Annotated in this window: 18 protein-coding genes; 6 read left to right on the top strand and 12 right to left on the bottom strand. The window is 40.2% G+C overall.

Going from position 1 to position 23848, the window contains the following annotated elements; translation table 11 throughout:
• Positions 1–95: 95 nt before the first annotated feature.
• The 6 genes from AUR67_RS08575 to thrS all read right to left on the bottom strand — a co-directional run bounded on the left by AUR67_RS08575 (position 96) and on the right by thrS (position 6050).
• Entirely contained in the window at positions 96–737 is a 642-nt protein-coding gene (locus AUR67_RS08575; protein ID WP_058584954.1) for an MBL fold metallo-hydrolase, read from the bottom strand.
• Between the two features lies 1 nt (position 738).
• Positions 739–2535, bottom strand: a complete 1797-nt coding sequence (locus AUR67_RS08570; protein ID WP_058584953.1) for a M14 family metallopeptidase — start codon at positions 2533–2535, stop codon at positions 739–741.
• 199 nt (positions 2536–2734) lie between these two features.
• Entirely contained in the window at positions 2735–3094 is a 360-nt protein-coding gene (rplT, locus tag AUR67_RS08565) for a 50S ribosomal protein L20 (RefSeq protein ID WP_036968189.1), read from the bottom strand.
• Positions 3095–3109: 15 nt separating this feature from the next.
• Positions 3110–3310: a 50S ribosomal protein L35 gene (gene rpmI / locus AUR67_RS08560; RefSeq protein ID WP_054554888.1), complete on the bottom strand. Its 201-nt coding sequence runs from the start codon at positions 3308–3310 to the stop codon at positions 3110–3112.
• A gap of 208 nt (positions 3311–3518) precedes the next feature.
• Positions 3519–4082: a translation initiation factor IF-3 gene (gene infC / locus AUR67_RS08555; RefSeq protein ID WP_082401559.1), complete on the bottom strand. Its 564-nt coding sequence runs from the start codon at positions 4080–4082 to the stop codon at positions 3519–3521.
• 57 nt (positions 4083–4139) lie between these two features.
• A complete protein-coding gene (gene thrS, locus AUR67_RS08550) occupies positions 4140–6050 on the bottom strand; it encodes a threonine--tRNA ligase (RefSeq protein WP_058584952.1) in 1911 nt (636 codons plus the stop codon).
• 249 nt (positions 6051–6299) lie between these two features.
• Between thrS and AUR67_RS08545 the strand changes: the two genes are divergently transcribed.
• The 4 genes from AUR67_RS08545 (at position 6300) to AUR67_RS08530 (ending at position 11009) form a co-directional block, all read left to right on the top strand.
• Positions 6300–7313: an endonuclease/exonuclease/phosphatase family protein gene (locus AUR67_RS08545; RefSeq protein ID WP_058584951.1), complete on the top strand. Its 1014-nt coding sequence runs from the start codon at positions 6300–6302 to the stop codon at positions 7311–7313.
• A gap of 64 nt (positions 7314–7377) precedes the next feature.
• Positions 7378–7830 (top strand): DUF3010 family protein, encoded by a 453-nt coding sequence (locus AUR67_RS08540; RefSeq protein ID WP_054561405.1) that lies wholly within the window; start codon positions 7378–7380, stop codon positions 7828–7830.
• Positions 7831–8065: 235 nt separating this feature from the next.
• Positions 8066–9781: an AMP-binding protein gene (locus tag AUR67_RS08535; RefSeq protein ID WP_058584950.1), complete on the top strand. Its 1716-nt coding sequence runs from the start codon at positions 8066–8068 to the stop codon at positions 9779–9781.
• Between the two features lie 253 nt (positions 9782–10034).
• The gene (locus AUR67_RS08530; RefSeq protein ID WP_058584949.1) at positions 10035–11009 is read left to right on the top strand and encodes a transposase; all 975 of its coding nucleotides are present in this window, start codon (positions 10035–10037) and stop codon (positions 11007–11009) included.
• A gap of 239 nt (positions 11010–11248) precedes the next feature.
• Here AUR67_RS08530 and gdhA read toward each other — a convergent pair whose 3' ends face one another.
• The 3 genes from gdhA to AUR67_RS08515 form a co-directional block, all read right to left on the bottom strand.
• The gene (gene gdhA / locus AUR67_RS08525; protein ID WP_058584948.1) at positions 11249–12601 is read right to left on the bottom strand and encodes an NADP-specific glutamate dehydrogenase; all 1353 of its coding nucleotides are present in this window, start codon (positions 12599–12601) and stop codon (positions 11249–11251) included.
• A gap of 82 nt (positions 12602–12683) precedes the next feature.
• Positions 12684–13169 (bottom strand): hypothetical protein, encoded by a 486-nt coding sequence (locus AUR67_RS08520; RefSeq protein WP_058584947.1) that lies wholly within the window; start codon positions 13167–13169, stop codon positions 12684–12686.
• Between the two features lie 2 nt (positions 13170–13171).
• On the bottom strand, positions 13172–15361 hold the full coding sequence (locus AUR67_RS08515) for an LruC domain-containing protein (protein WP_058584946.1): 2190 nt from the start codon (positions 15359–15361) through the stop codon (positions 13172–13174).
• 223 nt (positions 15362–15584) lie between these two features.
• Between AUR67_RS08515 and AUR67_RS08510 the strand changes: the two genes are divergently transcribed.
• Positions 15585–17741, top strand: coding sequence for an ATP-binding protein (locus AUR67_RS08510; protein WP_058584945.1), 2157 nt, complete (start codon positions 15585–15587; stop codon positions 17739–17741).
• Here AUR67_RS08510 and AUR67_RS08505 read toward each other — a convergent pair.
• From AUR67_RS08505 to AUR67_RS08495, 3 genes are all read right to left on the bottom strand, one after another.
• Entirely contained in the window at positions 17734–19131 is a 1398-nt protein-coding gene (locus AUR67_RS08505; protein WP_058584944.1) for a M28 family metallopeptidase, read from the bottom strand. The two genes, AUR67_RS08510 and AUR67_RS08505, sit on opposite strands and share 8 nt — an antisense overlap.
• Positions 19132–19222: 91 nt before the next feature.
• A complete protein-coding gene (locus AUR67_RS08500; RefSeq protein WP_058584943.1) occupies positions 19223–20320 on the bottom strand; it encodes a hypothetical protein in 1098 nt (365 codons plus the stop codon).
• Positions 20317–21156, bottom strand: a complete 840-nt coding sequence (locus AUR67_RS08495; protein WP_058584942.1) for a hypothetical protein — start codon at positions 21154–21156, stop codon at positions 20317–20319. Before AUR67_RS08495 ends, AUR67_RS08500 begins: the two co-directional genes overlap by 4 nt.
• Positions 21157–21464: 308 nt before the next feature.
• Between AUR67_RS08495 and AUR67_RS08490 the strand changes: the two genes are divergently transcribed.
• On the top strand, positions 21465–23848 hold a 2384-nt coding region (locus AUR67_RS08490), incomplete at its 3' end, for a TonB-dependent receptor (RefSeq protein WP_058584941.1).

Below are 23848 nucleotides of genomic sequence, written 5' to 3'. Positions count from 1 at the left end.
AAATCAGTCTGCCTATTTTCTACTATTTATGCAAAAAAATTGCAATTTTATACCGATCCACTTACAAACTACTTAACTATTGTTACGCGTTGGCATTAACCAAAACGTCCGCTAATAAATGGATTGGTTTTTCGCTCATGCCCTACGGTGGTATTCGGACCGTGGCCTGGCAAAATAGCAACTTCATCAGAGAATGATAAAATCTCAGACTTAATTGATTCGAGTAATTGCGCACTATCCCCTTTCGGGAAGTCAGTACGACCAACAGAGCCTTGGAAAATCACGTCACCCACTATCACCTGTTCTGAACCTTGGTGGTAAAAAACAACATGACCAGGCGTATGCCCAGGGCAATGCCGTACAGATAATTCAAGTTCACCCACTACGATTGTATCGCCATGATTTAGCCACTTCGTTGGATAAAATGGTGTAATTGGTGCAAAACCAAACATTTGCGCTTGCATTGGCAAGGCATCAAACCAAAATTTATCATCTAAATGTGGGCCAATGATATCAACACTAAAATGCTCTGCGAGTTGCTTTGCAGCGCCCACGTGGTCTAAGTGGCCATGTGTTAAATAAATTGCCTCTAATTGGCAATTTAAAGCAGCAAGTTCTGCTTGAAGTTTGTCTGCATCGCCACCTGGGTCAACCAAGGCCGCTTTATTCGTTTGCTCACAAATAATAATTCGGCAATTTTGCGCAAAGCCAGTAACAGGAACAGCAATCACTTTCATGTTATTGTCCTTTTTGTAACTGCTCAAACGCCATTAAAATTGGGTATTTTAAATAGCCTTGATCATAAAACGGTGTACGCTCATAGAGCCAATGCAAGCGAGCATCAGCATCTTTTGCAAAGTTTTTATCTTCACGAATTTTTTTATCAAACTCTAAAGCCAATGCAGGTTTTTCTTTAAGCATTTGTCGTGCATAAGGCATTAAAGCGTAATTCTCAACGTATTCAGTGCGCTGAAAAATAGTATTAAACTCGCCCCAAGCAAAGAATGAATCTGGCGCTTCTGGGTGTAGTAAGTGTGTAGCCAGTTCTGAGTATGGCTGCTCAGTTGAGACTTTATACCAGCCTGTCATATCGACATTTTCTACGGTGTTGTAATCAAATGTCGCCTCTACACGAAAACGTCCTTCAAAAGGTGCTTTTGCAAATGAGTAATCAGCAACGCTTGCTTGCGTTAATGGCTCAGATACAGAGCCATTCAAAGTCGTAACCTCTACGCCATGTAATTTAAGCTTACTTACCAATTGGCTGTACGCCGGCGGAATATAAAACGCTGCAGGAACGTTAACGGTCTTTTTAACCTCTTTTTGCCAAAAAACCGGTAATGCGTCATAGTTTTTAGCTTCACCTAAATATTTAACTTCAGGTTGCCCTGACAATGCACTTTCAGTTCTTGAATAGGCGATCCCTTTAAATTCGATGGTGTCTGGCTCTTTTGCATAACCACGTTCAACAACTAATTGCGTCGGTTTGAAATCGAGCTCTTTTTGAACCGCTTCATTAAGGGCTTTATCGTTTGCAGCTAAAGCGTCAATGGCACCATCAATAAATACATAAGTACCTAATACGCGCTGCTTATAAGGTTTTAAAGAGTGGTTCTCAACTAATATTGTTGGTAATGAACGTAAATCACCCCAGCCATTTGAAAAACGTGGTGTTGCCACCCAACCCGCTAAACCTTTTTTAAATTCGCGCTTGTCCATTACAAACACCAATGGACCAGGAATATGCCCTGCTTTTTCAAGTTTGGCATCAATAACAGGTTTAAACAGATTATCTAACGCTTGTGACACACTTGGTGATTCACTCGAAAAAACCGGATTATAACCGTAGGTCACATCATATTGGTAATCAGCGCCATCGGTTACATGGACATCCACGTATAAATCTGGCTTAAATTGATTAATAACCTGCATTACACCACGTACTTCGGGTGTATCCAGCTTAGTGTAATCTCGATTTAAATTTAAATTTAGACCATTCGTTCGAAAGCCCATTTCTACTGGGCCACGCTGATTAATACGGTTGTACTGGCTACTACGCTCGTGACCATCAACGTTTAAAATAGGAATAAACAGAATATTGACTTTGCTAAGAATATCGCGGCGTTTACCTGTTGCAATGTCGCGTAGCAACATAAACATGGCGTCTTTGCCATCAATTTCACCACTGTGAATGCCTGCTTGAATAAAGATGGTTGGTTTTGTATCAGCAACAAGTTGTTTGGCATCAAACAAACCTTGCTCATTCGCCACTAACATCTTAACCGCACGACCCGCACTGCTTGTTGAAATTGTCGTTACTTTGAATTGTGTTGGGTTTGCGGCAACAAGGCGATCTACGAACGCCATAGTGTCTGCATAATCAGGCGATAAAGTGCCTTCGCTTAATTCAAAATCTGTGGTTAAAGGTCCTTTTTCTTGCATTAAAGACACACTATCGCCTTGCCATGGCAACAATGGGGGTAAGTGGCTGTCTAAAGTTACTGCAGCAGATAAAAACACTAAACTCGCAAACATATCACTCTCAAGTGCGGTACTTATTCTATATTGGGGAAATTATAACAACTAATCTGAATGGATTGCGTAAACTGCGGTGATTCAACAAAAAAATGGAGCAAACGACATACGCTATGCAAAATCGTTGTTAGTAATGAATATTAACTAAGATCAAAAAAAGGAGCACTAGGCTCCTTTTTAAACTTTATGAAAAGCGAAATTAAGCCGCTAGGCCTTCTTTTGCTTTTGCAACAAGCGCTGCGAATGCAACTTGGTCATAAACAGCGATATCTGCAAGGATCTTACGATCGATTTCTACAGAAGTCTTTTTAAGACCATTGATAAAACGGCTGTATGAAAGACCGTTTTGACGAGCTGCTGCATTGATACGTGCAATCCAAAGTTGACGGAAAGTACGTTTCTTAGCACGACGGTCACGGTAAGCGTATTGACCCGCTTTAGTAACTGCCTGGAAAGCTACGCGGTAAACACGTGAACGTGCTCCGTAGTAACCTTTAGCTTGCTTTAAAACTTTTTTGTGACGTGCACGTGCGATAACACCGCGTTTAACTCTTGCCATTTCTGAAGACTCCTATTAAGCGAATGGTAACATACGTGAAACTAGACCATGGTCATTCTTATGAACCATCATCTTAGGACGTAAGTGTAATTTACGCTTAGAAGTTTTCTTAGTCAGAATGTGACGAAGATGCGCTTGTTTACGCTTGAAACCGCCAGAAGCAGTTTTCTTGAAACGCTTAGCCGCGCCTCTGTGAGTTTTTAGCTTGTAAGCCATTGCAATAACTCCAAATGTATTGCTTAAAAATTAGCAAGCAGGCGAGAGATATAAAAATAGCTCTACTTTTAAGGCCTAACTTACTGCCATAATCCGGTGAAGGCTCACTACAAAAGCAGTGCAACCTTACTTATAACCGGTTATTTCAGGTGAACAGTAAACTGTTACTTGCAGACCTGAAATAAAATCGGTGCGTAATATACCCTGTTTATTGCTTTTTAGCAATAGGTGCCATCATCATAACCATCTGGCGACCTTCAACACGATTAGGGAATGATTCAACTTGTGAAACATCTTCCAAATCAGTTTTAACACGGTTTAATAATTCGATACCAATTTCTTGGTGAGCCATTTCACGACCACGGAAACGGATAGTGATTTTAGCTTTATCACCCGCTTCTAAGAACTTGCGTAAGTTGCGTAGCTTAACCTGGTAGTCACCTTCATCCGTACCTGGACGGAATTTGATTTCTTTAACCTGGATTTGCTTTTGCTTTTTCTTTTGTTCTTTTAGTTCTTTGCTTTTTTCAAAGATGAACTTACCGTAGTCCATAACCTTACAAACAGGTGGCTCAGCATTAGGACTGATTTCTACAAGATCTACACCCGCATCATCAGCGATAGCTTGCGCCTCTTTTAATGACACGATGCCAGCTTGCTCGCCGTCGATGCCAATTAAACGAACTTCTTTAGCTGTAATATCTTCGTTGATACGATTTTTTTGAGCTGTTTGTTGCCCTTTCTTGCCGCCTCTAATGGTACGATCCTCCAAGAATATAAAATAAAAAGCGTGTAGTTGGCTGTTTGTTTTGCCCTACACGCTCATGATTTATTGTCGATTTTTAATTTCATCGCTTACTTTTGCAACGAAATCATCAACACTAAATTTGCCTAGGTCTTCACCTGTGCGAGTGCGTACTGCCACTTCTTGTTGTTCAACTTCTTTATCGCCAACAACAAGTAAATATGGAATACGTTTTAACGTATGTTCACGGATTTTAAAGCCAATCTTCTCATTTCTCAAGTCAGCAGCGGCTCTAATTCCAAGTTTATTTAATTTTTGTACAATTTCTTGCACATAATCTGCTTGTTTATCCGTGATGTTCATGATCACGACTTGCTTAGGAGCAAGCCACGTTGGGAACAAGCCAGCGTATTCTTCAGTTAAAATACCGATGAAACGCTCAATTGAACCTAAAATTGCGCGGTGGATCATAACCGGTGTACGACGTTCGTTATTTTCAGCAACATAAGTTGCACCTAAACGACCTGGTAATGCGAAGTCTAGCTGTACAGTACCACATTGCCATGCACGGTCTAAACAGTCATAAAGTGTAAACTCAATCTTAGGACCGTAGAATGCACCTTCACCTGGTAGGTAATCAAACTCAATGTCGTTTGATTTTAATGCATCAGCTAGTGCAAGCTCAGCTTTATCCCACATTTCGTCTTCACCGATACGTTTTTCTGGACGAGTAGATAGTTTTACAACGATCTTCTCAAAGCCAAACGTTTCGTATGTGTCGTAAACCATTTTGATACATGCAGAAACTTCATCCATGATTTGCTCTTCAGTACAGAAGATATGCGCATCATCTTGAGTAAAGCCACGTACACGCATTAAGCCGTGTAATGCACCTGATGGTTCGTTACGGTGACAACAACCAAACTCTGCCATACGTAATGGAAGATCACGGTATGATTTTAAACCTTGGTTAAAGATTTGTACGTGACCTGGGCAGTTCATTGGTTTGATTGCGTATTCACGCTTTTCAGATTCAGTTGTGAACATCGCATCTGCGTATTTGTCCCAGTGACCTGATTTTTCCCATAACCCACGGTCCATCATTAATGGGCCTTTAACTTCTTCGTAATCGTACTCACGTAGTTTTTCACGAACGAAGTCTTCTAGTTCACGGTAAATGCTCCAACCATCGTTGTGCCAAAACACCATGCCTGGTGCTTCTTCTTGCCAGTGCCATAAATCAAGCGCTTTACCAATACGACGGTGATCACGTTTTTCAGCTTCTTCTAAGCGTTTTAAATACGCTTTAAGTTGCTTTTTATCTGCCCATGCTGTGCCGTAGATACGTTGCAGCATTTTGTTTTCAGAATCACCACGCCAATAAGCACCTGCCACTTTCATGATTTTGAAATGTTGGCAGAATTTCATGTTTGGAACGTGTGGACCACGACACATGTCGATGTATTCTTCGTGATGGTATAAGCCTGGACGATCATCTTTCGCGATGTTCTCGTCTAGGATTTCCATTTTATATGTTTCACCACGCGCTTCAAAAGTATCGCGTGCTTCTTGCCAGCTTACGGTCTTTTTAACAACGTCGTAGTTTGTTTTTGCAAGCTCAAGCATGCGCTTTTCGATAGCATCTAAATCATCTTGGCTTAAAGAGTGTTCCATATCGATATCGTAATAGAAACCGTTATCGATGGTCGGACCGATTGCCATTTTTGCTTCAGGGAAAAGCTGCTTAACTGCATGACCAATAAGGTGCGCACATGAGTGACGGATAATCTCTAAACCATCATCATCTTTTGCTGTGATAATTTCTAAACGCGCATCTTCAGTGATTAAGTCACATGCATCAACACGGGTACCATTAACACGGCCTGCAATCGTTGCCTTGGCAAGGCCTGGACCGATATCGCTTGCTACGTCATATGTGCTTACTGGGTTTTCAAAACTACGCTGACTGCCGTCAGGGAGGGTAATAACTGGCATTATAAATCCTTAATACAGTGGTGATGCCTACAATGCATCACATGTAATATTTTTAAAAAAATTTTATGTAACTCTGCAACGCTTTTACGAATAAGCATTGCTATTTAAGCTTGTATTTACTGAGTCTTCGCAAATACAAGCGACCATTGTCGCCGCTCACGTTCTCAAATACAAGTAGTTAGAAGACTAAATTGACAATTAGTTAAGTCATTTCATACTTAGTGAGTCAGTACTTTTAGGGTGATGAAGATGCCAAACACGCGTACGTTCAAATTTGCAACGTTTAACTTATTAAATTATACCGCGCCACCCTATTCGTTTTACCAATTACATGAACGCTATAACAATACGCAATGGCAGCAAAAACAATTGTTTGTAGCTAATTTCTTAAATGAGGCAAACCCTGATGTGGTGGCGTTTCAAGAAGTGTTTAGTCAGCATGCTCTAGAAGTGCAATGCAAAGAAGCAGGCTATGATTATTTTAAAACGGTCGATAGCCCGTCCCATGATAGCCTTTATCCGCAAGTGTTATTCAATCCTGTGGTTGCCATTGCCAGTAAATACCCGTTTAAATCGGCCGATGCATTGACACCATGCCCTGAATTACTTGAGTACTTAAACAATCAAAATGAATTCAAATTTAACCGCACCCCAATTAAATGCATGATTGATTTACCTGATTTTGGTGAAGTCTGCTTTTATGTTGTTCACTTTAAGTCACAACGTGTGCAATCAATGGCGCATATTCTTAATATTCATAACCTTGAAGATCCGTTGCTGCAGTTATTGCACCAGACTGTGGGTACCATGCAGTCTCAAATATCGCGTTCATTGGAAGCATCTATTGTTTATTATGATGCACTAAAAACCCAACGCGAAAAGCAATGTGCAACGCTCGTTATGGGTGACTTTAACGATGTACTTACTAGCCCTACTTTATCGTTTATGACTCAAGGGTTTCATCCTACTCGCTGTGAGCCGTGCATAGAACATAACGAACCCGTTGTTGGCTTAACCGACAGCTACGAGTTTAGCCGATCGTTTTATGATAAGAAAAACAAACCCTTTAGCCATTATTACCAAGGTAAAGGTAATGTACTAGATTATATTCTAGCTTCTGCACATTTTAATCCCGATTGCCAAGTTTCAAAGGTGAAAGCGCTCGACTATGAAAGTTATGACAAGCATATTTCCCCTACACAACTGACCGAAGACATTAGTGTAAGTGACCATAGTGTTATCGCTATAAAAATTCATTTTTAAAGCAACTGTTTTTCATAACGTTACTTGCTATAATTGCGCAAATTAAGTTATTTAGAGAATGACCATGAGAACATGCGGTGTAGAAATTACAGGTAGCGACGTACTACTGTGTATTTTAACCAAAGACAATGACGTATTTGATATCCGTGATGTCAGACAAACACGTTTTACCTTAGGTAACGGTAATGACACAGAAGTAATGCGTAAATTCCAATTTGATTTCAAAAAATTAATGGAAGATTACCAAATTGACTCTGTAGCAATCAAAGAGCGCCAAGCTAAAGGTAAGTTCGCTGGTAGTGCGAAAGGTTTCAAAATGGAAACGGCTATTCAGTTAATTGAGCGCTTAGATGTGCAAGTTTTATCTGCAACTGAAATCAAAGAGCAGCTTAAGCGCAACCCAGTACCTATTGATTTTGAAGACACAGGCCTGAAAAAATTCCAAGAAAACGCATTCATTAGTGCTTACGTGTACATCATGCGTAAAACTTATAAGCAAGATGAGCCAAAAGCTTAATTGCTGCTTATTCTTAAAAGAACGTGCTACGGCACGTTTTTTTATACCTCAAAACCCATTCTTTATTCTGCTTTATTAAAATTACACTCTGTACATTAGTCTTATAAAGCTTTTCTTTGTCGACAATCTATGTTTAGTTAATCAGGTACGCATGTTTTGAAATCATCCTAAATGATTGTTTCAATTCTTTTGCATCAAGTCCATGACAACAAATTAACCGGACACGGAGAATACAATGCAGACAAAGAACACACACTGTAATGCGCTTCCACTTACTCAAAGCTATTATCAAGGCCGTACAGACATTCCATTGATAGAACAAACAATTGGACAATACCTTGATAACATTGTCGACAATCACCCTGATCACCCCGCAATTGTGGTTCATCATCAACAGATCCGATTAACCTATAGACAATACCAGCAGCAGATTAACCAGTTAGCAATGGGGTTATTATCACTTGGCGTAAAACCTGGCGATCGGGTTGGTATTTGGTCACCTAATAATATCGAATGGTGTTTAACTCAATTTGCTACAGCTAAAATTGGTGCAATCATGGTGTGCATTAACCCTGCATATCGACCAAGCGAATTGAAATACGCCCTCAATAGTGTTGAGTGTTCAACACTTATCACAGCAAGTGAATTTAAAGCTAGTAATTATATAAGCATGCTCAATGAGCTCGCACCGGAACTTAAAGATTCACATGCAGGTAAATTAAATTTAAACGCCCTGCCACACCTAAAAAATATAATTCGTATTGGAGATGAGCCTGCTGCTGGCATGTTTAGCTTTAGCGATATCATGCAGCGCGCTACAGATGCCCATAAACTCGAACTTGATGCAATTGCTGCTACTTTAAGCTGTGACCAAGATATCAATATTCAATTTACTTCTGGTACTACGGGTAACCCAAAAGGTGCCACCTTATCCCATAAAAACATTCTCAATAACGGATTTTTGATGGCGCAAGCGATGAAGCTGACACATGAAGATAAACTCTGTATACCGGTACCGCTATATCACTGCTTTGGTATGGTGCTTGGCAATTTAGTATGTATAAGTAAAGGTGCTACCGCAGTTTTCCCGAGTGATTCATTCGACCCAAAAACAACCCTTGAAGTTGTTGAAAAAGAACGCTGTACAGGCCTACATGGTGTTCCAACGATGTTTATCGCCGAGTTAGAGCTTAAAGATTTTGCAAACTATGACTTATCTAGCCTACGAACAGGCGTAATGGCCGGCTCAACCTGCCCTGAGCAAGTTATGCGTAAAGTTCACTCATTAATGCATATGAAAGAAGTTGTAATTGGTTATGGCCAAACTGAGTGTAGCCCTATCAATAACGTGACCGAAACAGACTCGCCTCTCGAAAAACAAGTTACCACAGTGGGCCGTGCATTAGCCCATACTGAAGTGAAAATTATCGACGAGCTGGGTAATATTCAAAAAGTTGGCATACCGGGTGAAGTATGTAGTCGTGGTGCTGGAATTATGCGCTGCTATTGGAATGATGAAGAGAAAACGAAAGCAACAATTGATCAAGACGGTTGGTTACATTCTGGTGACTTAGGTGTGATGGACGAAGATGGCTTTGTTGCTATTGTTGGTCGAATAAAAGACATGATCATCCGCGGTGGTGAAAACATCTACCCAAGAGAAATAGAAGAAGTTCTCTACACCTACTCTGGTATTCAAGATGCGGCTATATTTGGTATTAGCGATGACAAATACGGCGAAGAAGTATGTGCCTGGATCCAACCTAAAGATGATGCAGTGCTTGATGAAAATGACATTCGTGATTTCTTAAAAGATAAACTAGCCTACTTCAAAGTACCAAAGCACATCCGCTTTGTTGAAGAATACCCTATGACAGTGACAGGCAAACTTCAAAAATTTAAAATGCGCGAACAAATGCAAGAACTCCTAAGCGAAAAAGCCTTCTCGTAATCATTTACTTGCAAAAATACACCCAAATTTCAACCAAGCTCAGCACCGCGGAGCTTGGTTGAAATTATTCAGACACCCATATTATGAAAAGATATTAAGACACCCATTTTAAATTAAGACGCCCATATTTATTTAAGGAGTTAACCGAGCTTCATATATTAAGAATAAATTTAACTAGACACCCAACTTAATATTTCTCACTTCACAAAATTATGACTAAACTTAAATTGTTCAACTCATGGAGGAGAAGAGCATGGCAACCCCACGTAGAAACTTGATTAGCGTTTCAAACACGCCTTACTATCATTGTATTTCACGCTGCGTTCGTCGCGCTTATTTGTGCGGGCAAGACCCACTGACGGGTCGTTCGTATGAACACCGGCGGGATTGGGTTGAAAAGAAACTACTTCAACTTGGCAGGATATTTTGTATTGATATTTGTGCCTACGCTGTAATGAGTAATCACACTCATTTAGTCCTGCACATTGATATAGCAAAAGCTAAGCGTCTAAATAATAAAGCGATTCTGATTAGGTGGCACAAGTTATTTAAAAGTACATTCCTTTGCCAACGGTTCTTAAATGGCGAATTGCTAACACAACCTGAACACGCTGCGGTTAATACCAGAGTAAATTTATATCGAGAACGGCTCAGCAGCATTAGTTGGTTTATGCGCGTGCTTAATGAAAGTATTGCACGAAAAGCGAATCTAGAGGATGAATGTAAAGGTCGATTTTGGGAAGGTCGCTTTAAATCACAGGCTTTACTTGATGAAGCAGCACTTGCAGCTTGCCTCGCTTATGTAGATTTAAATCCTGTTAGAGCAAAAGCGGCTGATTTACCAGAAGAATCTGACTACACCAGTATTAAAGCCCGAATTCAGTTAACTCAAAATAATAAGCAACCGAAATCACTTATGCGCTTTGCAGGTAAACCACGAAAACATATGCCTAAGGGACTACCATTTGAGCTTAAAACATACCTGCAACTTGTAGATTGGACTGGGCGCTCTATGCGAATAGATAAACCTGGGAAAATCCCAAAAGAGGCATTACCAATACTTGAAAGATTAAACATCTGTACTGAAAACTGGCTCACACTCACCACTTCCTTTACCCGCTCGTTTAAAAATACAGCGGGTAAAGAGCAAGCTATAACTGAGTATGCAAAACACCTGAAACGAAAGAGAAGAAGCTCAATAACTAAATGCCAAGCTCTGTTTTGCTAAACACTTAAACATTTCATTTACTACTTTTATTTATCTATTTTAAATAAATAGAAAACGTCTACGTTCTGAAAATAACTTTATCTAAAACTAAATAACCTACCTTTAAATCTAAGTAATGTAAAAGAACCAAACATCATTTAAATACAAAATGAACTCAACCAAAAGCTGTGGCTATCTAGCTTTTAACTACTAAATTGGGTGTCTTTTTATAAAAATGGATGTCTCTTTAATTCGAAACGTTACACTACACCCTGTTTTAACATAGCATCTGCAACTCGTTCAAACCCCGCTATATTCGCACCAAGTACCAAGTCGTGTTCATGAGAGTACTGCTTGGCAGTAACTGAAATTGTATCGAAAATAGACTTCATAACTTGTTGAAGTTTCTCATCAACTTGCTCAGCTCGCCACTTTTGCATACTGGCATTTTGAGCCATTTCAAATTGACTGGTAGCAACTCCACCAGCATTTGCAGCCTTACTTGGCCCTAAAAATACATCGTTGTCTTTAAACACTTTTAACGCATCAGCTGTGGTCGGCATGTTTGCACCCTCGCATACAACAGAGCAGCCATTTTCAACCAAAGCTTCAGCATCTTTTTCGGTAATTTCATTTTGAGTTGCACAAGGAAGTGCAATATCTGCCTCATATCGCCACACTTGATGTCCTTCGTTAGGATATTGATTCACTGGCGTAAACTCAGCATCTTTGTGCTCATTCAAATAATCCCTAAGCTCAGCACCTTGTTCATTTTTTAAGTGTTTTACGAGAGCCACATCAAGCCCATCTTTACAATACAAGGTCCCTTTTGAATCACTACAGCTAAGAATAACAGCATCGTATTGGTCAAGCTTTTCCATCAAATACAATGCTACGTTACCAGCACCAGAAACTAGGCATCGCTTACCTCTTAAAGAATCGCCTTCAGCATCTAGCATGGCACTTAAAAAATATGCAACACCATAGCCAGTAGCTTCGGTTCTCAGTGAAGACCCCCCCATAATCTCAGGCTTGCCAGTTAACACCCCTTCAAATTGATTAGTTATCCGTTTATATTGACCAAATAAATAACCAATTTCTCTCGCCCCAACGCCAATATCACCAGCAGGAACATCTGTGTTAGCACCTATGTGACGATAGAGTTCAGTCATATATGACTGACAGAAACGCATAATTTCATTGTCACTTTTTCCTTTAGGATTAAAGTCAGCACCGCCTTTAGCGCCTCCTAATGGCAAACCTGTGAGTGCATTTTTCAAAACTTGCTCAAAGCCTAAGAACTTCACCACACTTTGATTGACACTCGGATGGAACCTCAAGCCCCCCTTATAAGGGCCAAGCGCCGAGCTGAATTCGATTCTAAAACCACGGTTAACTTGCACTTTGCCGTCATCATCAAGCCAAGGAACCCTGAATATTGCTTGCCTTTCAGGCTCAACTAACCGCTCTAGAATTGCCTGCTGTTGATATTCATTATTCCCTTCTACTACCTGATTTATTGATGAAAGCACTTCTTCAACAGCTTGATAAAACTCAGGCTCATTTGGATTAGACTCTTTAACTGATTGCAGTACCTCTTCGATATATTGCATTACAAAATCCTCTTTCAAGCTGTTGAAAATATTCAGTCTATTAGAATTAAACTGACTAAGACATAATATCGATCACTCATGTTTAACGAATAGTGAACACCGCTGATTGCTCCCCATCATATTGCCACTCAAAACGCAGTGGTTCATTTTGAGAATCATAAAACCAAACTTCTGCCACAAGCTCTAAGGCACTATTTGCCAGCATCACAGTCGACGTTAATTTGCTTTGTTTTAGAGGTGCCCGCAATAAGCATTGATTGTAATCAGCCTTATTATCATCGCCTTTCAAGCAGATATTTAAATACGCTCTGCTATCACCCATGTTCAAATCAACATCTATGTTTAGTTCTATCTTACTACTTAAATCAAATTGAGGAGCAATCGTTAGGTCAGCCATTGTCTCTGTTTCCACACTCGTGTCAGGAGGTGTTGTTTCTGGTGGCGGCGTGCTTGTGGTGGGTGTCTGTGTAGCAGTTGTGCTTACCGCTTCAGTTGAAGAGCTACCTTCTCCACCGCCACCACACGCAGTTAACATTAAGCTAATGATTAATAAAGTATAATGTTTCATGACTATTCTCCTCGTAGAATAACATTTGCAAGTTTTGCATTATTAAACCAAAGCGGCTTTTCCCGTCCCTCTGATTCAGCAAATGCTCTAAAGTCACTATACGCATGTGTTATATCAACACTCTCTTTTGGATGCGCCCATGCACTGCCAATCTCCATTGCCCAAGGTAGACCAGTTTCAGTTTGGAAATAATAACTTTGAGCACTATTACTGGCATCATCAGAGTCAGTGATTGAAAATAACTGTGAATTAAATTTTTCGGTTGGTTGTTGATTCTTAATATGAACTTCCCAACCACGTGGGTTTTGTCCAACTAAAAACTCACCATGGTAGTGATCTTGAGCCGCGAAAATAAATGGGTCTAAAGTATATTTTGGCGCTTCAATTGTGGTCACTCCACTTTGAAGTGAAACGGTTAAACTAAACGAAACTTTGCTGTTGGTATCACAGCCTGTTTCAGTTCTAAAATAACTACAACTTGACTGCTTATCTGCATAATCCCAAGTGTCTGGCATGATAATGAAAATAGCATCTTCAACCCCTTGTTCTAATATAGAATGTGATTGTGTTTCGCCATTTATCGTTAAATTAATTGAATTTGTATCTATCTGACTTCTTAATATTCTTTTATCAACATCATCGGCTATCGTTTGATACAACCGAACTGCAAAGCCATTATGAAAATCAGCACCAATTCCAACCAACTCACCTTCTATTTTGTAGCCAATGGCCTGGCCTTCTTTATCAATCAATGTAGTACGGTAATTTACAACTAAATCGTTAAAGTCATAATCACCAGCAAAAGGCCATTGATCTTCATAGGCAAGGGTTACCCAGCCGTTCTCACTTGGATATGCCAAGCTGCCATATGTTGTTACCGGGTAATCCTCGACTTCGCCGCCTGTTACCCCACCACTTGCGGTAATTGGGTTAGACTCGCTGCCATCTGTGACACGAAAGCGTGCCCATGTTGCTCCCATCACTGCATCACTCGGTACATCAACCAGCACACTGTTATCACCTTGATTTAAGCGGTATTTGCTCACTGTGATTTCGTCTGGATCAAACTGAAAATTTTGATCCCAATCGAACCAAGCATATAAATAACCATTATCATTAGGAGCGGTCACAATTATCTGGCTGGTAGAGCCTGCAACAAAATCAGTTACAAATTTAACACCATCATCTGAGCTATCGACGGGTGAAGCCTGTAAATCTGCCGGAGTGTTAATATTTTCACCATCAACAACGGCCCCTAAATAAACTAAATTTGATTGGTCTTCATTAGGGTCAAACAGATGGCGGGCACCACTATCAGCAAGCGCTGTTTTATATGGCATAGGTGCATCGCCAAAGTCGATTGAGTTATCAGTTACTTTTACTTCCGCAATAGCACAGCGTGCACCATCATTTTGATTCGATGTTGGCCCTAAGGTGAAAACTGCTGCGGTAGGTGTATAACCAACCACAGGGCTGGTGCTTAAATCTACTTTATGGATTTTACCGCTGCGGTTATTACTAAAATAAAACTGACCTTGTACATCAAAATAACCAGCACCATTAGCGCCAGTATCGCCGGCTATGTCGAGGTTTGCTATAAAAGTGGGTGTCTGATTATCTAAGTTGATTTCATACAGGTCGCCGTTTGACTCAACCGCATACAAAAGATTGCTATGTGGATGAAAAGCAAAATCATAAATAGCTAAATTCCAGCTTGCTGAGCCTGCAACTAATTGAGCCTGGTACTCGTCGGCCTCTTCAGTTAAATCAATGCCATATAAACCAAATTTAGGGTGGTATAAATAGTAAACCGCCTGATTAGTTTCACTATTCACATGAATATCACCAACATAAAAATTGGTATCTGGTAGACCATTTACAATTAAACGTTGTAAAACATAATCGTCACCAATACGTACAACACTTCTCGGGGCTTGTTTGCTAAAGCCATACATGTACTGGTCTTGATAATTAAAGCCAACCGCATTTACGCTGTCGTTATTCGCCTCTGTTGTAAAATCCATTGACGCTGCAAGCACGGTGGTTTTGGCAGAAACTAGGTCAACGCCAAACATTTGCGCAGGCGAACCTTGAATCAAAAATGCTTTACTTGGGCACTGTTCAAATGGTGCAGCACTTACAAAGCCTGTTGCAAGTGCGGTTATTAGATAAGCGGGTATGTTACTTTTCATAATTACACTCTCCTGTGGATGTGTTATTACTCAAAGCAGTAACCATTCCAAAATATAACTCACGCTATAACAAGGTGTTATGAAAAATCAGACTGAGTATTTGCAAGATGCAAGAGGCATAGTTGCATAATGCAATTCTTTTTAGCTATAAAAGCAAATCATTCCCACTTAAAAGAATGGCATGCTAGACTAGTTAGGAATAAAAATAATAATAAACCCCACTATGAAACTTAAAGCCTCTGTAATTCTGTACTTTGCCTTATCAATGAACAGTGCTTTTGCATCAACACTGCAACAAAACATTGATGAAGCCAGAACAATCAGTGACTACCAAAAACGATATGACTATTTAAAAGCCATCGATAAAAAGCTTATTGAGTCTGCAAGCCTTATAGAACAAGTAAGTTTTAACGTTAGATTAATTCACGTTCATATACACCTCGGCCAATTTCAACAAGCGCAAACTATCATTGATGAACTTGAAGCGGGCTCAAAATACAAAAATGACTCCCCCACTTACAGCGAGTTGTATCTAGCGAAAGCGCGGTTGGCATATAGAAAAAGTGACTTAGAAACCGCAATTTATTTATCGCAACAAAATGTCGCCCTATTTCAGCGCTTACAACTTACCCATTATGAAATTGATGCCGTGGCGAGTCTTGTCAGTGCTTATCATAATGCTGGCGAGTATCAAGCAGCCCTAAACTTGCTTGAAGTGTATATTCACGACAACAATCGCGAATTAACCTTAAAACAAAAAGAAATGCTCTATCATGGTTATTCGCGTAACCTTGAACAGTTAGACCGCTTAACGCTTGCACTCGAATATAAGCTAAAACGCCGTGAAGTTATTCAACAGATGTCGCCGTCTATCTCATTACAAGCAGGCATAAGTTATTCAATTGCTCAAAGTTATTTAGATTTAGAACAATACAAAAAAGCAAAGAGCGAGTTTATTACTGCCCTTAGTTTTGATAGGCAAACGGGTTCACTTTCTGATATCGGACATAGTTTAGTTAAGCTTTCCCAATGCGAATATGGCCTAAAAAAATATAATGCAGCACTTGAATACGCACAAGAGGCTCAACAGGTGTTCGCAAGTTATAACAGCACACGAAATACTGCCTGGGCAAACCATAATATTGCGATAAATTTGCTCGAAATAGATAAAGCAACTCAAGCATTAACCATTGAAAAACAAGTGATCACTGAACTCAAGCAAGACGATCACTTATATATTGATGTATTACTCACATTAGCAAAGCTATACATTGGCTCTACTGAGCACGAACAAGCTAAACATTATGCTGAGCAAGCCTACAAGTTAAGCAACCAAAAAAATAAACTGCAAAAGCAAATCACAGCCCTAGAACATTTGATCACTGTGGCAGAACAACAAGGTGATTACAAACAAGCATTGTCGTATCAACGTGCTATTACACAGCTTGAAAAAGGCTTTGCCCGCAACAACTACAACCAGCGTTTAGCGGAGCTGCAAAATTCCATTGCGATGCGCGACCGCGATTTGGCCATTCAAGATTTAAAACTCCAAGACAATGAAAAAAGCCAAGCAATTGCCTCACAACGCCAAACTATCTTATACAGCATTTTATTATTTAGCCTGCTTTTAGCTGTAATGGGCATTGCTTTATTGCGAATAAGACAAAGAAAACAGCTTATTGAACAGCGCCGAAATTATCTGGATAAACAAATCAGCCAACGTAGTAAGTTATTATCACAAGTTGCTCACGAGTTAAGTGGTCCATTAACCGGGTTGCGCTTAAACCTTGAAACGCTCCAAGCAGGCTTAACTCAATTTAATGAGCTTACATACGAAAAGCTCAACCAAAAAATCACTGATATGGCAACTTTAGTGACTGATTTAAATAAAATTTCACTTTTAGAACAAAGCAGCTTTCAGCTCAACGTAACAACAATTAATGCGGCGGAGTACTTCCAAAGCTTACACGCAGATATGGCAATCCAGCTTGATAAATTTGAAGTGGGGTTTACACAAAATGTGGCTGATGAATTAAACTTTGAGTGCGATGCAACACGGCTTTCACAGTTATTTGCAAACTTAATCAGTAATTCGCTTAAGTACACAAATCACCCTGGTAAGATTAATTTGAGGATTAGCCAAAACCAAACTCAGCTCTTAATCTGCTATAAAGATTCAGCCCCTGGCGTCAGCGATGAGGGCTTAGCAAAAATTTTTGACCACCTTTATAGAGTGCCAGACTTAAAAACAGTGAAACAGTCAGGTTCAGGAATTGGGCTTGCGATAGTAAAACAAATTGTCGAAGCCCATAACTGGCATATTACTGCAGCTCATAGCGAACTGGGTGGTGTCCGCTATGACCTTACAATTCCTATTTAGTTGATTTGTCTGGCCATTCAAACGCGCCAACATCACCAGGAAATACAACCGGTGATTCAATACCGTCTTTGTTTACAGCGGCAACACCAAAATAGTAGTTATCGATAACAACATTTTTTAGGGTTGCTTCGGTTACAGTACCAACATCGCGGCTAAATTGCCATTGTGGTTCACTCGTGTAACACCAATAGACTTTATAACTGACCACCGTCGGATCATCACTTTTATGCCACGCTAATGTTGTACTTGGCTTTACTGCACCTGAAATACTAACGCCCGTTGGTGGCGCTGGAGCCCATGCCATTGAAGCCATTGTCACTGCATTAAGTGACGTTAACTTTGCCGCATAGGCAAAATCTACATGGTCAATGGTGTCACCGTAGGTAATACCATTTTCAGTACGCAAGTCTTGATGCTGTTGATTATAGTTTTCGTTGGTTTCCATTATACGCACAGCTGCAAAGCCAACATCGTTAAATGGACGGTGATGCCCTCCTCGACCAAAACGATCGAGTCGATATACCAACATGGTATCCAGATTCTCAATGTAGCGATCTGCAATTGTATCTATGTAACGCGCTAGGTTACGACTTGCAGAGTCAACTTCACCACCTGTAAAACGGCGTTTATGGGCTTGCTCTTTGGTTTCAATAACGCGTGTACCTTCAGAAAAGATACGTGCAGTTGTGTTATCTGTGACCCCATTAATGCCGGTTGTATTACCAATCATGTCGTTGTTTAAAACACCATGAACACGCCAGTTATGCTCTTGTGCATATTTAGCTAATATTTTACCGCCAAACAAGCCTTGCTCTTCACCAGATAAAGCTGCATAAACAATTGAGCCATTAAATTTATACTTCGATAAAACTCGCGCCGATTCCAGCACGCCAGCCACACCAGATGCATTATCGTTAGCCCCTGGCGCATCTGAGGTAAAGTCCATTACATCAGACACTCTCGAGTCAATATCACCCGACATCATAACCATACGATCCGCATCAACTTGACCGCGCTGAATAGCCACAATATTGACAACTTCAACAGGGTTTGGAATACGCTTTTCACCGGAAATAGTGTCTTTTACTTCAATGATTTCTAGGCAGTTACCGCAGGCTTTAGAAATCGCCTCAAACTCAGACTTGATCCAACGTCTTGCAGCACCAATACCACGCGTATTTGATTTCGTCTCAGATAGAGTATGGCGAGTGCCAAAATCAACCAGCGTTTGAATATCTTGCTCTATACGTTTTTTAGAAACGGCATTTGCAATATCATGCAAAGCTTGTTGATCTTTATGTTGAGGTGTTGTGGCATGAGCTGCCGAGATCAATAACAGCGATGAGCTAAACAAAGCACCCGTTGTTGTTATTATTTTACGCTTAAACATAGTTTCACTCCTTCAATGAATCATTAAAGGCTAACTAATATTTCATTTCGCGCAATAGTTATGAGTTAGAAAACAAATTACTAGGTTAAAACTACGGGCCAAGCTTTAATTTAGACGCTGGTAACTTCAAGCTATAACGATAGCGAGCAGTTCGCTCGTCCCTTTCACTATCAAAAAGATAATCACATGCCAATCCTTCAAGCACGCGTTGCAGCTCAGTTTTAATTTTATTGCGGTTTTGATCTAAGGTTTTGCCTTTTAAGCCTTCATCAAGATCACGTATCGCTTTTTGGTGACCACCATACTGCCGCATTAATTTGGCTAGCTGCTGGCCATTTTTATGATCAGGCTTACCCTGTGGCGGATTTAAATAAGCTAGCTCGGCTTCAAACTTTCTTTTTGCATACCAAAAATAATAAAGTAAAGGTGTCTTTGAAAGCCGGATAGGTACTCCATGGATAATCACTTGTTGATTTGCTAAGTCAAAGCATAACGCATCATCAGCCTCTGCTGCTTGTAGTGCTTGTTTAATGTTTAAACCTTGCTTTAGCGCTATGCTAAACCAACATTGTTGCTGCTCTTTAAGCGATGCCAATTGTAATTCTTGCTGTGCCGTTAAACCCTTTATTAAACCCTGTTGCTCTAAAGCATCAAACCAGCGCGACTCTTCAATAGCTGTGCTTAACTTATATTCCGCAGTCATTACTTGATCGGGTATAGGTACTTTTTGCCTGTTAGTCTGGAGCATAAATATAAGCTTGAACATATAATCAATAAGTAGACCTACTGCAGTAAATGCGCCTGCCCAAAAAGCCACCAGCCAATAGTTAAAGTTAACTGAGCTATCAATGCTTGCATAGAGTGCGTGATTACCAAATTGCCAGTTAAGTGTGTTACTTCCTGAGAGCTGTATTTTACTTAGGTTTAATTCAGTCACAGTCAAAGAAGCAACTAAATCACCCGGTAGCTTTGATACAAAAGTAATGTCATGCAAATCATCTAATAGTGAGTGACTCATGCGCGAAAGTTCTTGGTTTTCATCTATGGCATTATTGAGTGAAGGGTTAACAACCTGAGGAAGCTGCTCTGCAAGTGTCATCATTAGTTGCTGCTTAGCATTTTGCCCAGATAAATAAATCAGCCCAACAAAAATAATTAAAAATAATACAAGGACTTTTAAGTAATTCATCTTAGCCCCTTATCGAGACTATAAGGATGCGTGGTATGAACCTTTAACAACCTTGACTGATATTGCTGTAAGTAGGTTACAAGGGGCGGCGCTAAATCAGCATATTGATCATTAAGGTACCAAGATAAGGTTGATGAAACATGCTTTAAAGGCTGTGTTTTTGAAGCTGGCCAACGCTTTAATTGCCCATGGTGACCGACACTGGGAATAATATCGAGTTTTTCTGCCAAGAAATCATTAACCAAACTTTCTCTATTGGGGTAAAAAACCAATTGTGCATTATCAAGCCCATGACCAAACTGTTTTAATTCACTCATTGGTGCTAAATAACCAGACTCACTGCGCTTGTCTTCGAGTAAACCTATTCGTTTATTCTTTAATGAATTTGCTGAAAGCTGCATATTGTCTTGATGTGAAAACCACGAAATCTGATAACTTGGCAAGCTTAATATTGCTGTATAAAAATCATCCCAATTTGGCAGAAGACCACTTAAGGCATAATCACGATTTAGAAAAAGCGCATAATTGTCACTGAGTAACTGTTCTGTACTGAGCATTTCTCTAGGCTGCCAAGACACAGTGACTATTTCAAAACTCTGCTTTGCTAGCAATGAGTCGCATAAAGTCTGCGCAAACTCTTCAACCTGCCAATTAGTAGGCATATAAATATGAAAATGCTTTTTACCACTCGTATTTTTTACTTTGCAGCTGTAACTGTATTGCTCTTTTAAAACCACAGGCTCAATTGTTTGCTGGCTTAAAAACACCATGGCAGGCAGTAAAACCAGTGAGGCAATAAGCAATCTTAAAATAGTGAAAACAAAATTACGTGGCATTTTTTATTGTTAAAGGCGTCTTTTAAATGACTAATTTATAGCATTTGTATTACAAACTTATGAAAAGCGATTAGGTTAGTTTATTTGTCATAAAAACATCAAATTTAACTTTTCATGTCCCCTTATTTGGTTAAGTAAATTAACCAAAAAGACATCTCTAAAAATTACCAACCCATTGTTTAATAAATACAAAAATTTAAAAGATATCCCTGTTTTTTATATCGCAGCTGGTTTAACCAAACTGCAATATTTCTATTCCATTCTTTGCCCAACTTTTTAAAACATCCAAAATAACCCGGAGTATTCAAGTGACACCATTTGCTCGAAATCGATTAGCGGCTTGCGTAGTACTTGCCTGTTCATCGTCGTATAGCTATGCAGCACAAACAAACGACTATAACGAAATAGAAGAAGTCGTTGCTGTTGCATCCCCTATCAAAGACAGCCAAAAAGCAGCTATTATGGCAAAGCAATCTGCCTCTAACTTTGTTGATATTGTTGCTGCTGATACCATTGGCCGCTTTCCTGACCAAAACTTAGCGGATTCATTAGGTCGCGTTCCAGGCCTTGCTATTGAACGCGATCAAGGCCAAGCACGCTATATAAACTTTCGCGGTGCACCATTTCGTTACACCACAATTGCCATAGATGGCATGACCATTCCTGGCGCTGAAAATGGCCGTATTCCGCGTTTTGATAGCTTCCCGTCTGTTATTACTAGTCGTTTATCTGCCAATAAAGCAATTATGCCTGATATGCCAGGCGAATCGATTGCTGGTTTTATTAATATCGAAACTTTTAACCCGTTTGATGTTGAAGGTTTCTCACTAGCCACTGATGTAGGTTTAGGTAATCAAGCATTAGGGGATGGTGATATTAGTAAGTTTTCAGTGCGAACGTCATGGTCAGGCGAAAATGTAGGCATTAGTTTATTCGCATCACAAAACAGCCGAGAACAAATCACGGATAACCGGGAATTCGACTTAGAACAAGTGGATTCAGAGCTACTTGTTAACGAACTTGATATGCGTAGCTATAAAGTAAAACGTGAAGACGAAGCCTATGGTGGCCGATTTGAATATCGTCCGAGCGATTCAATGAACCGTTTTTTCTTCAGCACACTATACAGTAAATTCCAAGATCATGAAGAGCGCAACCAATATGTATTTGATTTTGCAGGCGGAGCAGAAGCTGCGGGCAGCAACCTAGCTGCTGGTGAAACAGGCACAGGCCTTGCTATGGTAAGCCGATCTTTAGAGTATGGTTTGTATGAGAACTCAACATGGACCAACACACTCGGTGCTGATCTCCAGTTAGGTGATTGGTTTTTAGAAGCGCGTACAAACTTCACAAAAACCGAAAACGATGTGTTTTTACCCCTACCTTACAGTTTATATGGCACGGCGGTCGCAAGCTATGATGTAACAGATATTAACGACCCTCTTGTCACACTTGCACCAGGCACTTCACTTAACGATATAGACTATGGCTACGAAATGCTGCTGGTTTACGGCAGTGCGTTATCGATTGATAGCCTGCAATTTAAACTAGACGCAGAAATTGACTTTGCTTTCGCAGGGCTTAATAACACCTTTAAAATGGGCCTCGGCCATGACCAGCGTGAAGCACAGGGTTATGGTACAAATGGTGGCATGGGATCACTTTATGGTATTGACCCAAGTAACTATGTAACTAATCAAGCGTGGCATACGGATTTCACAAACAGTATTAACGGCACTTACTTCGACAATAAACAGCTTAGAGCAGATTTAGAAAGCGCATCAGGTGGTCTTACGGTCACCCCCGATAACGCCAGCAAAATTAATATTGATGAAAACATCACTACCGCCTATGCCATGGTGACCAACCAATTCAAATGGGGTTCTTTAGTCAGTGGGGTACGTATCGAAAGTACTGACTACACCAGCAGTGGTCCAGAAGGAGAACATTCTGATACCTTCACCGAAGTATTACCGAGTGTGAATTTAAATATTGATTTATCTGATCAAGTTAAATTCAGAGCCGCACTTTCAACGGGTATGAGCCGCCCTACTTACAATGAATGGCGCGCATCAGCATCGATTGATACCACAGAGCAAACCATCTCGGGGGGTAATCCGTTCTTAGAGGCAGAGTCTTCATATGGTGCTGATATGACATTAGAGTGGTATGCAGGCGATGCAAGTCTTGTTGCAGTAGGCGCTTTCTACCGACACATTGATGATGTCATTTACGCGGATACGACCTATGTAGATGCAGGTAACTACAGAAGTGAATTTGCCGGTGAACAATGGAAATACACAGGGTTTATTAATGGTGACGAAGGTCACTTCCAAGGTATCGAGCTTAACTTCATTGGCCAAGCCGGAGATTTTATTTCTGAAAGTTGGGATGGTTTTGGTTTCTCTGCCAATCTAACCCTCTTAGACAGTGAATTTACCACGCTTTCAGGTAGTAGCTTTAGTTTACCGGGCACATCAGACATGATTTTCAACAGCTCTGTTTACTATGAAAACGACCTATTCTCTGCGCGATTAAATTATCAGTATCGTGATGATTGGTTATCAACCACAGAAAACGACAGCATGGGTGAATATTGGGCTGCACAAACCCGTTTAGACCTTTCACTGAGTTATACATTAGCAGAGCCTGTGTATGGCTCAGATGTGAGTTTTTACGCCAACATCAACAA

Source organism: Pseudoalteromonas sp. XI10 (assembly GCF_001469895.1).
Taxonomy (GTDB): Bacteria; Pseudomonadota; Gammaproteobacteria; order Enterobacterales; family Alteromonadaceae; genus Pseudoalteromonas.
This window is presented reverse-complemented; position numbering and strand designations above follow the sequence as displayed.

Coding starts and splice junctions, on each gene's coding strand:
- AUR67_RS08575 (WP_058584954.1), bottom strand. CDS start 737: ATGAAAGTGATTGCTGTTCCTGTTACTGGCTTTGCGCAAAATTGCCGA.
- AUR67_RS08570 (WP_058584953.1), bottom strand. CDS start 2,535: ATGTTTGCGAGTTTAGTGTTTTTATCTGCTGCAGTAACTTTAGACAGC.
- rplT (WP_036968189.1), bottom strand. CDS start 3,094: ATGGCAAGAGTTAAACGCGGTGTTATCGCACGTGCACGTCACAAAAAA.
- rpmI (WP_054554888.1), bottom strand. CDS start 3,310: ATGGCTTACAAGCTAAAAACTCACAGAGGCGCGGCTAAGCGTTTCAAG.
- thrS (WP_058584952.1), bottom strand. CDS start 6,050: ATGCCAGTTATTACCCTCCCTGACGGCAGTCAGCGTAGTTTTGAAAAC.
- AUR67_RS08545 (WP_058584951.1), top strand. CDS start 6,300: ATGCCAAACACGCGTACGTTCAAATTTGCAACGTTTAACTTATTAAAT.
- AUR67_RS08540 (WP_054561405.1), top strand. CDS start 7,378: ATGAGAACATGCGGTGTAGAAATTACAGGTAGCGACGTACTACTGTGT.
- AUR67_RS08535 (WP_058584950.1), top strand. CDS start 8,066: ATGCAGACAAAGAACACACACTGTAATGCGCTTCCACTTACTCAAAGC.
- AUR67_RS08530 (WP_058584949.1), top strand. CDS start 10,035: ATGGCAACCCCACGTAGAAACTTGATTAGCGTTTCAAACACGCCTTAC.
- gdhA (WP_058584948.1), bottom strand. CDS start 12,601: ATGCAATATATCGAAGAGGTACTGCAATCAGTTAAAGAGTCTAATCCA.
- AUR67_RS08520 (WP_058584947.1), bottom strand. CDS start 13,169: ATGAAACATTATACTTTATTAATCATTAGCTTAATGTTAACTGCGTGT.
- AUR67_RS08515 (WP_058584946.1), bottom strand. CDS start 15,361: ATGAAAAGTAACATACCCGCTTATCTAATAACCGCACTTGCAACAGGC.
- AUR67_RS08510 (WP_058584945.1), top strand. CDS start 15,585: ATGAAACTTAAAGCCTCTGTAATTCTGTACTTTGCCTTATCAATGAAC.
- AUR67_RS08505 (WP_058584944.1), bottom strand. CDS start 19,131: ATGTTTAAGCGTAAAATAATAACAACAACGGGTGCTTTGTTTAGCTCA.
- AUR67_RS08500 (WP_058584943.1), bottom strand. CDS start 20,320: ATGAATTACTTAAAAGTCCTTGTATTATTTTTAATTATTTTTGTTGGG.
- AUR67_RS08495 (WP_058584942.1), bottom strand. CDS start 21,156: ATGCCACGTAATTTTGTTTTCACTATTTTAAGATTGCTTATTGCCTCA.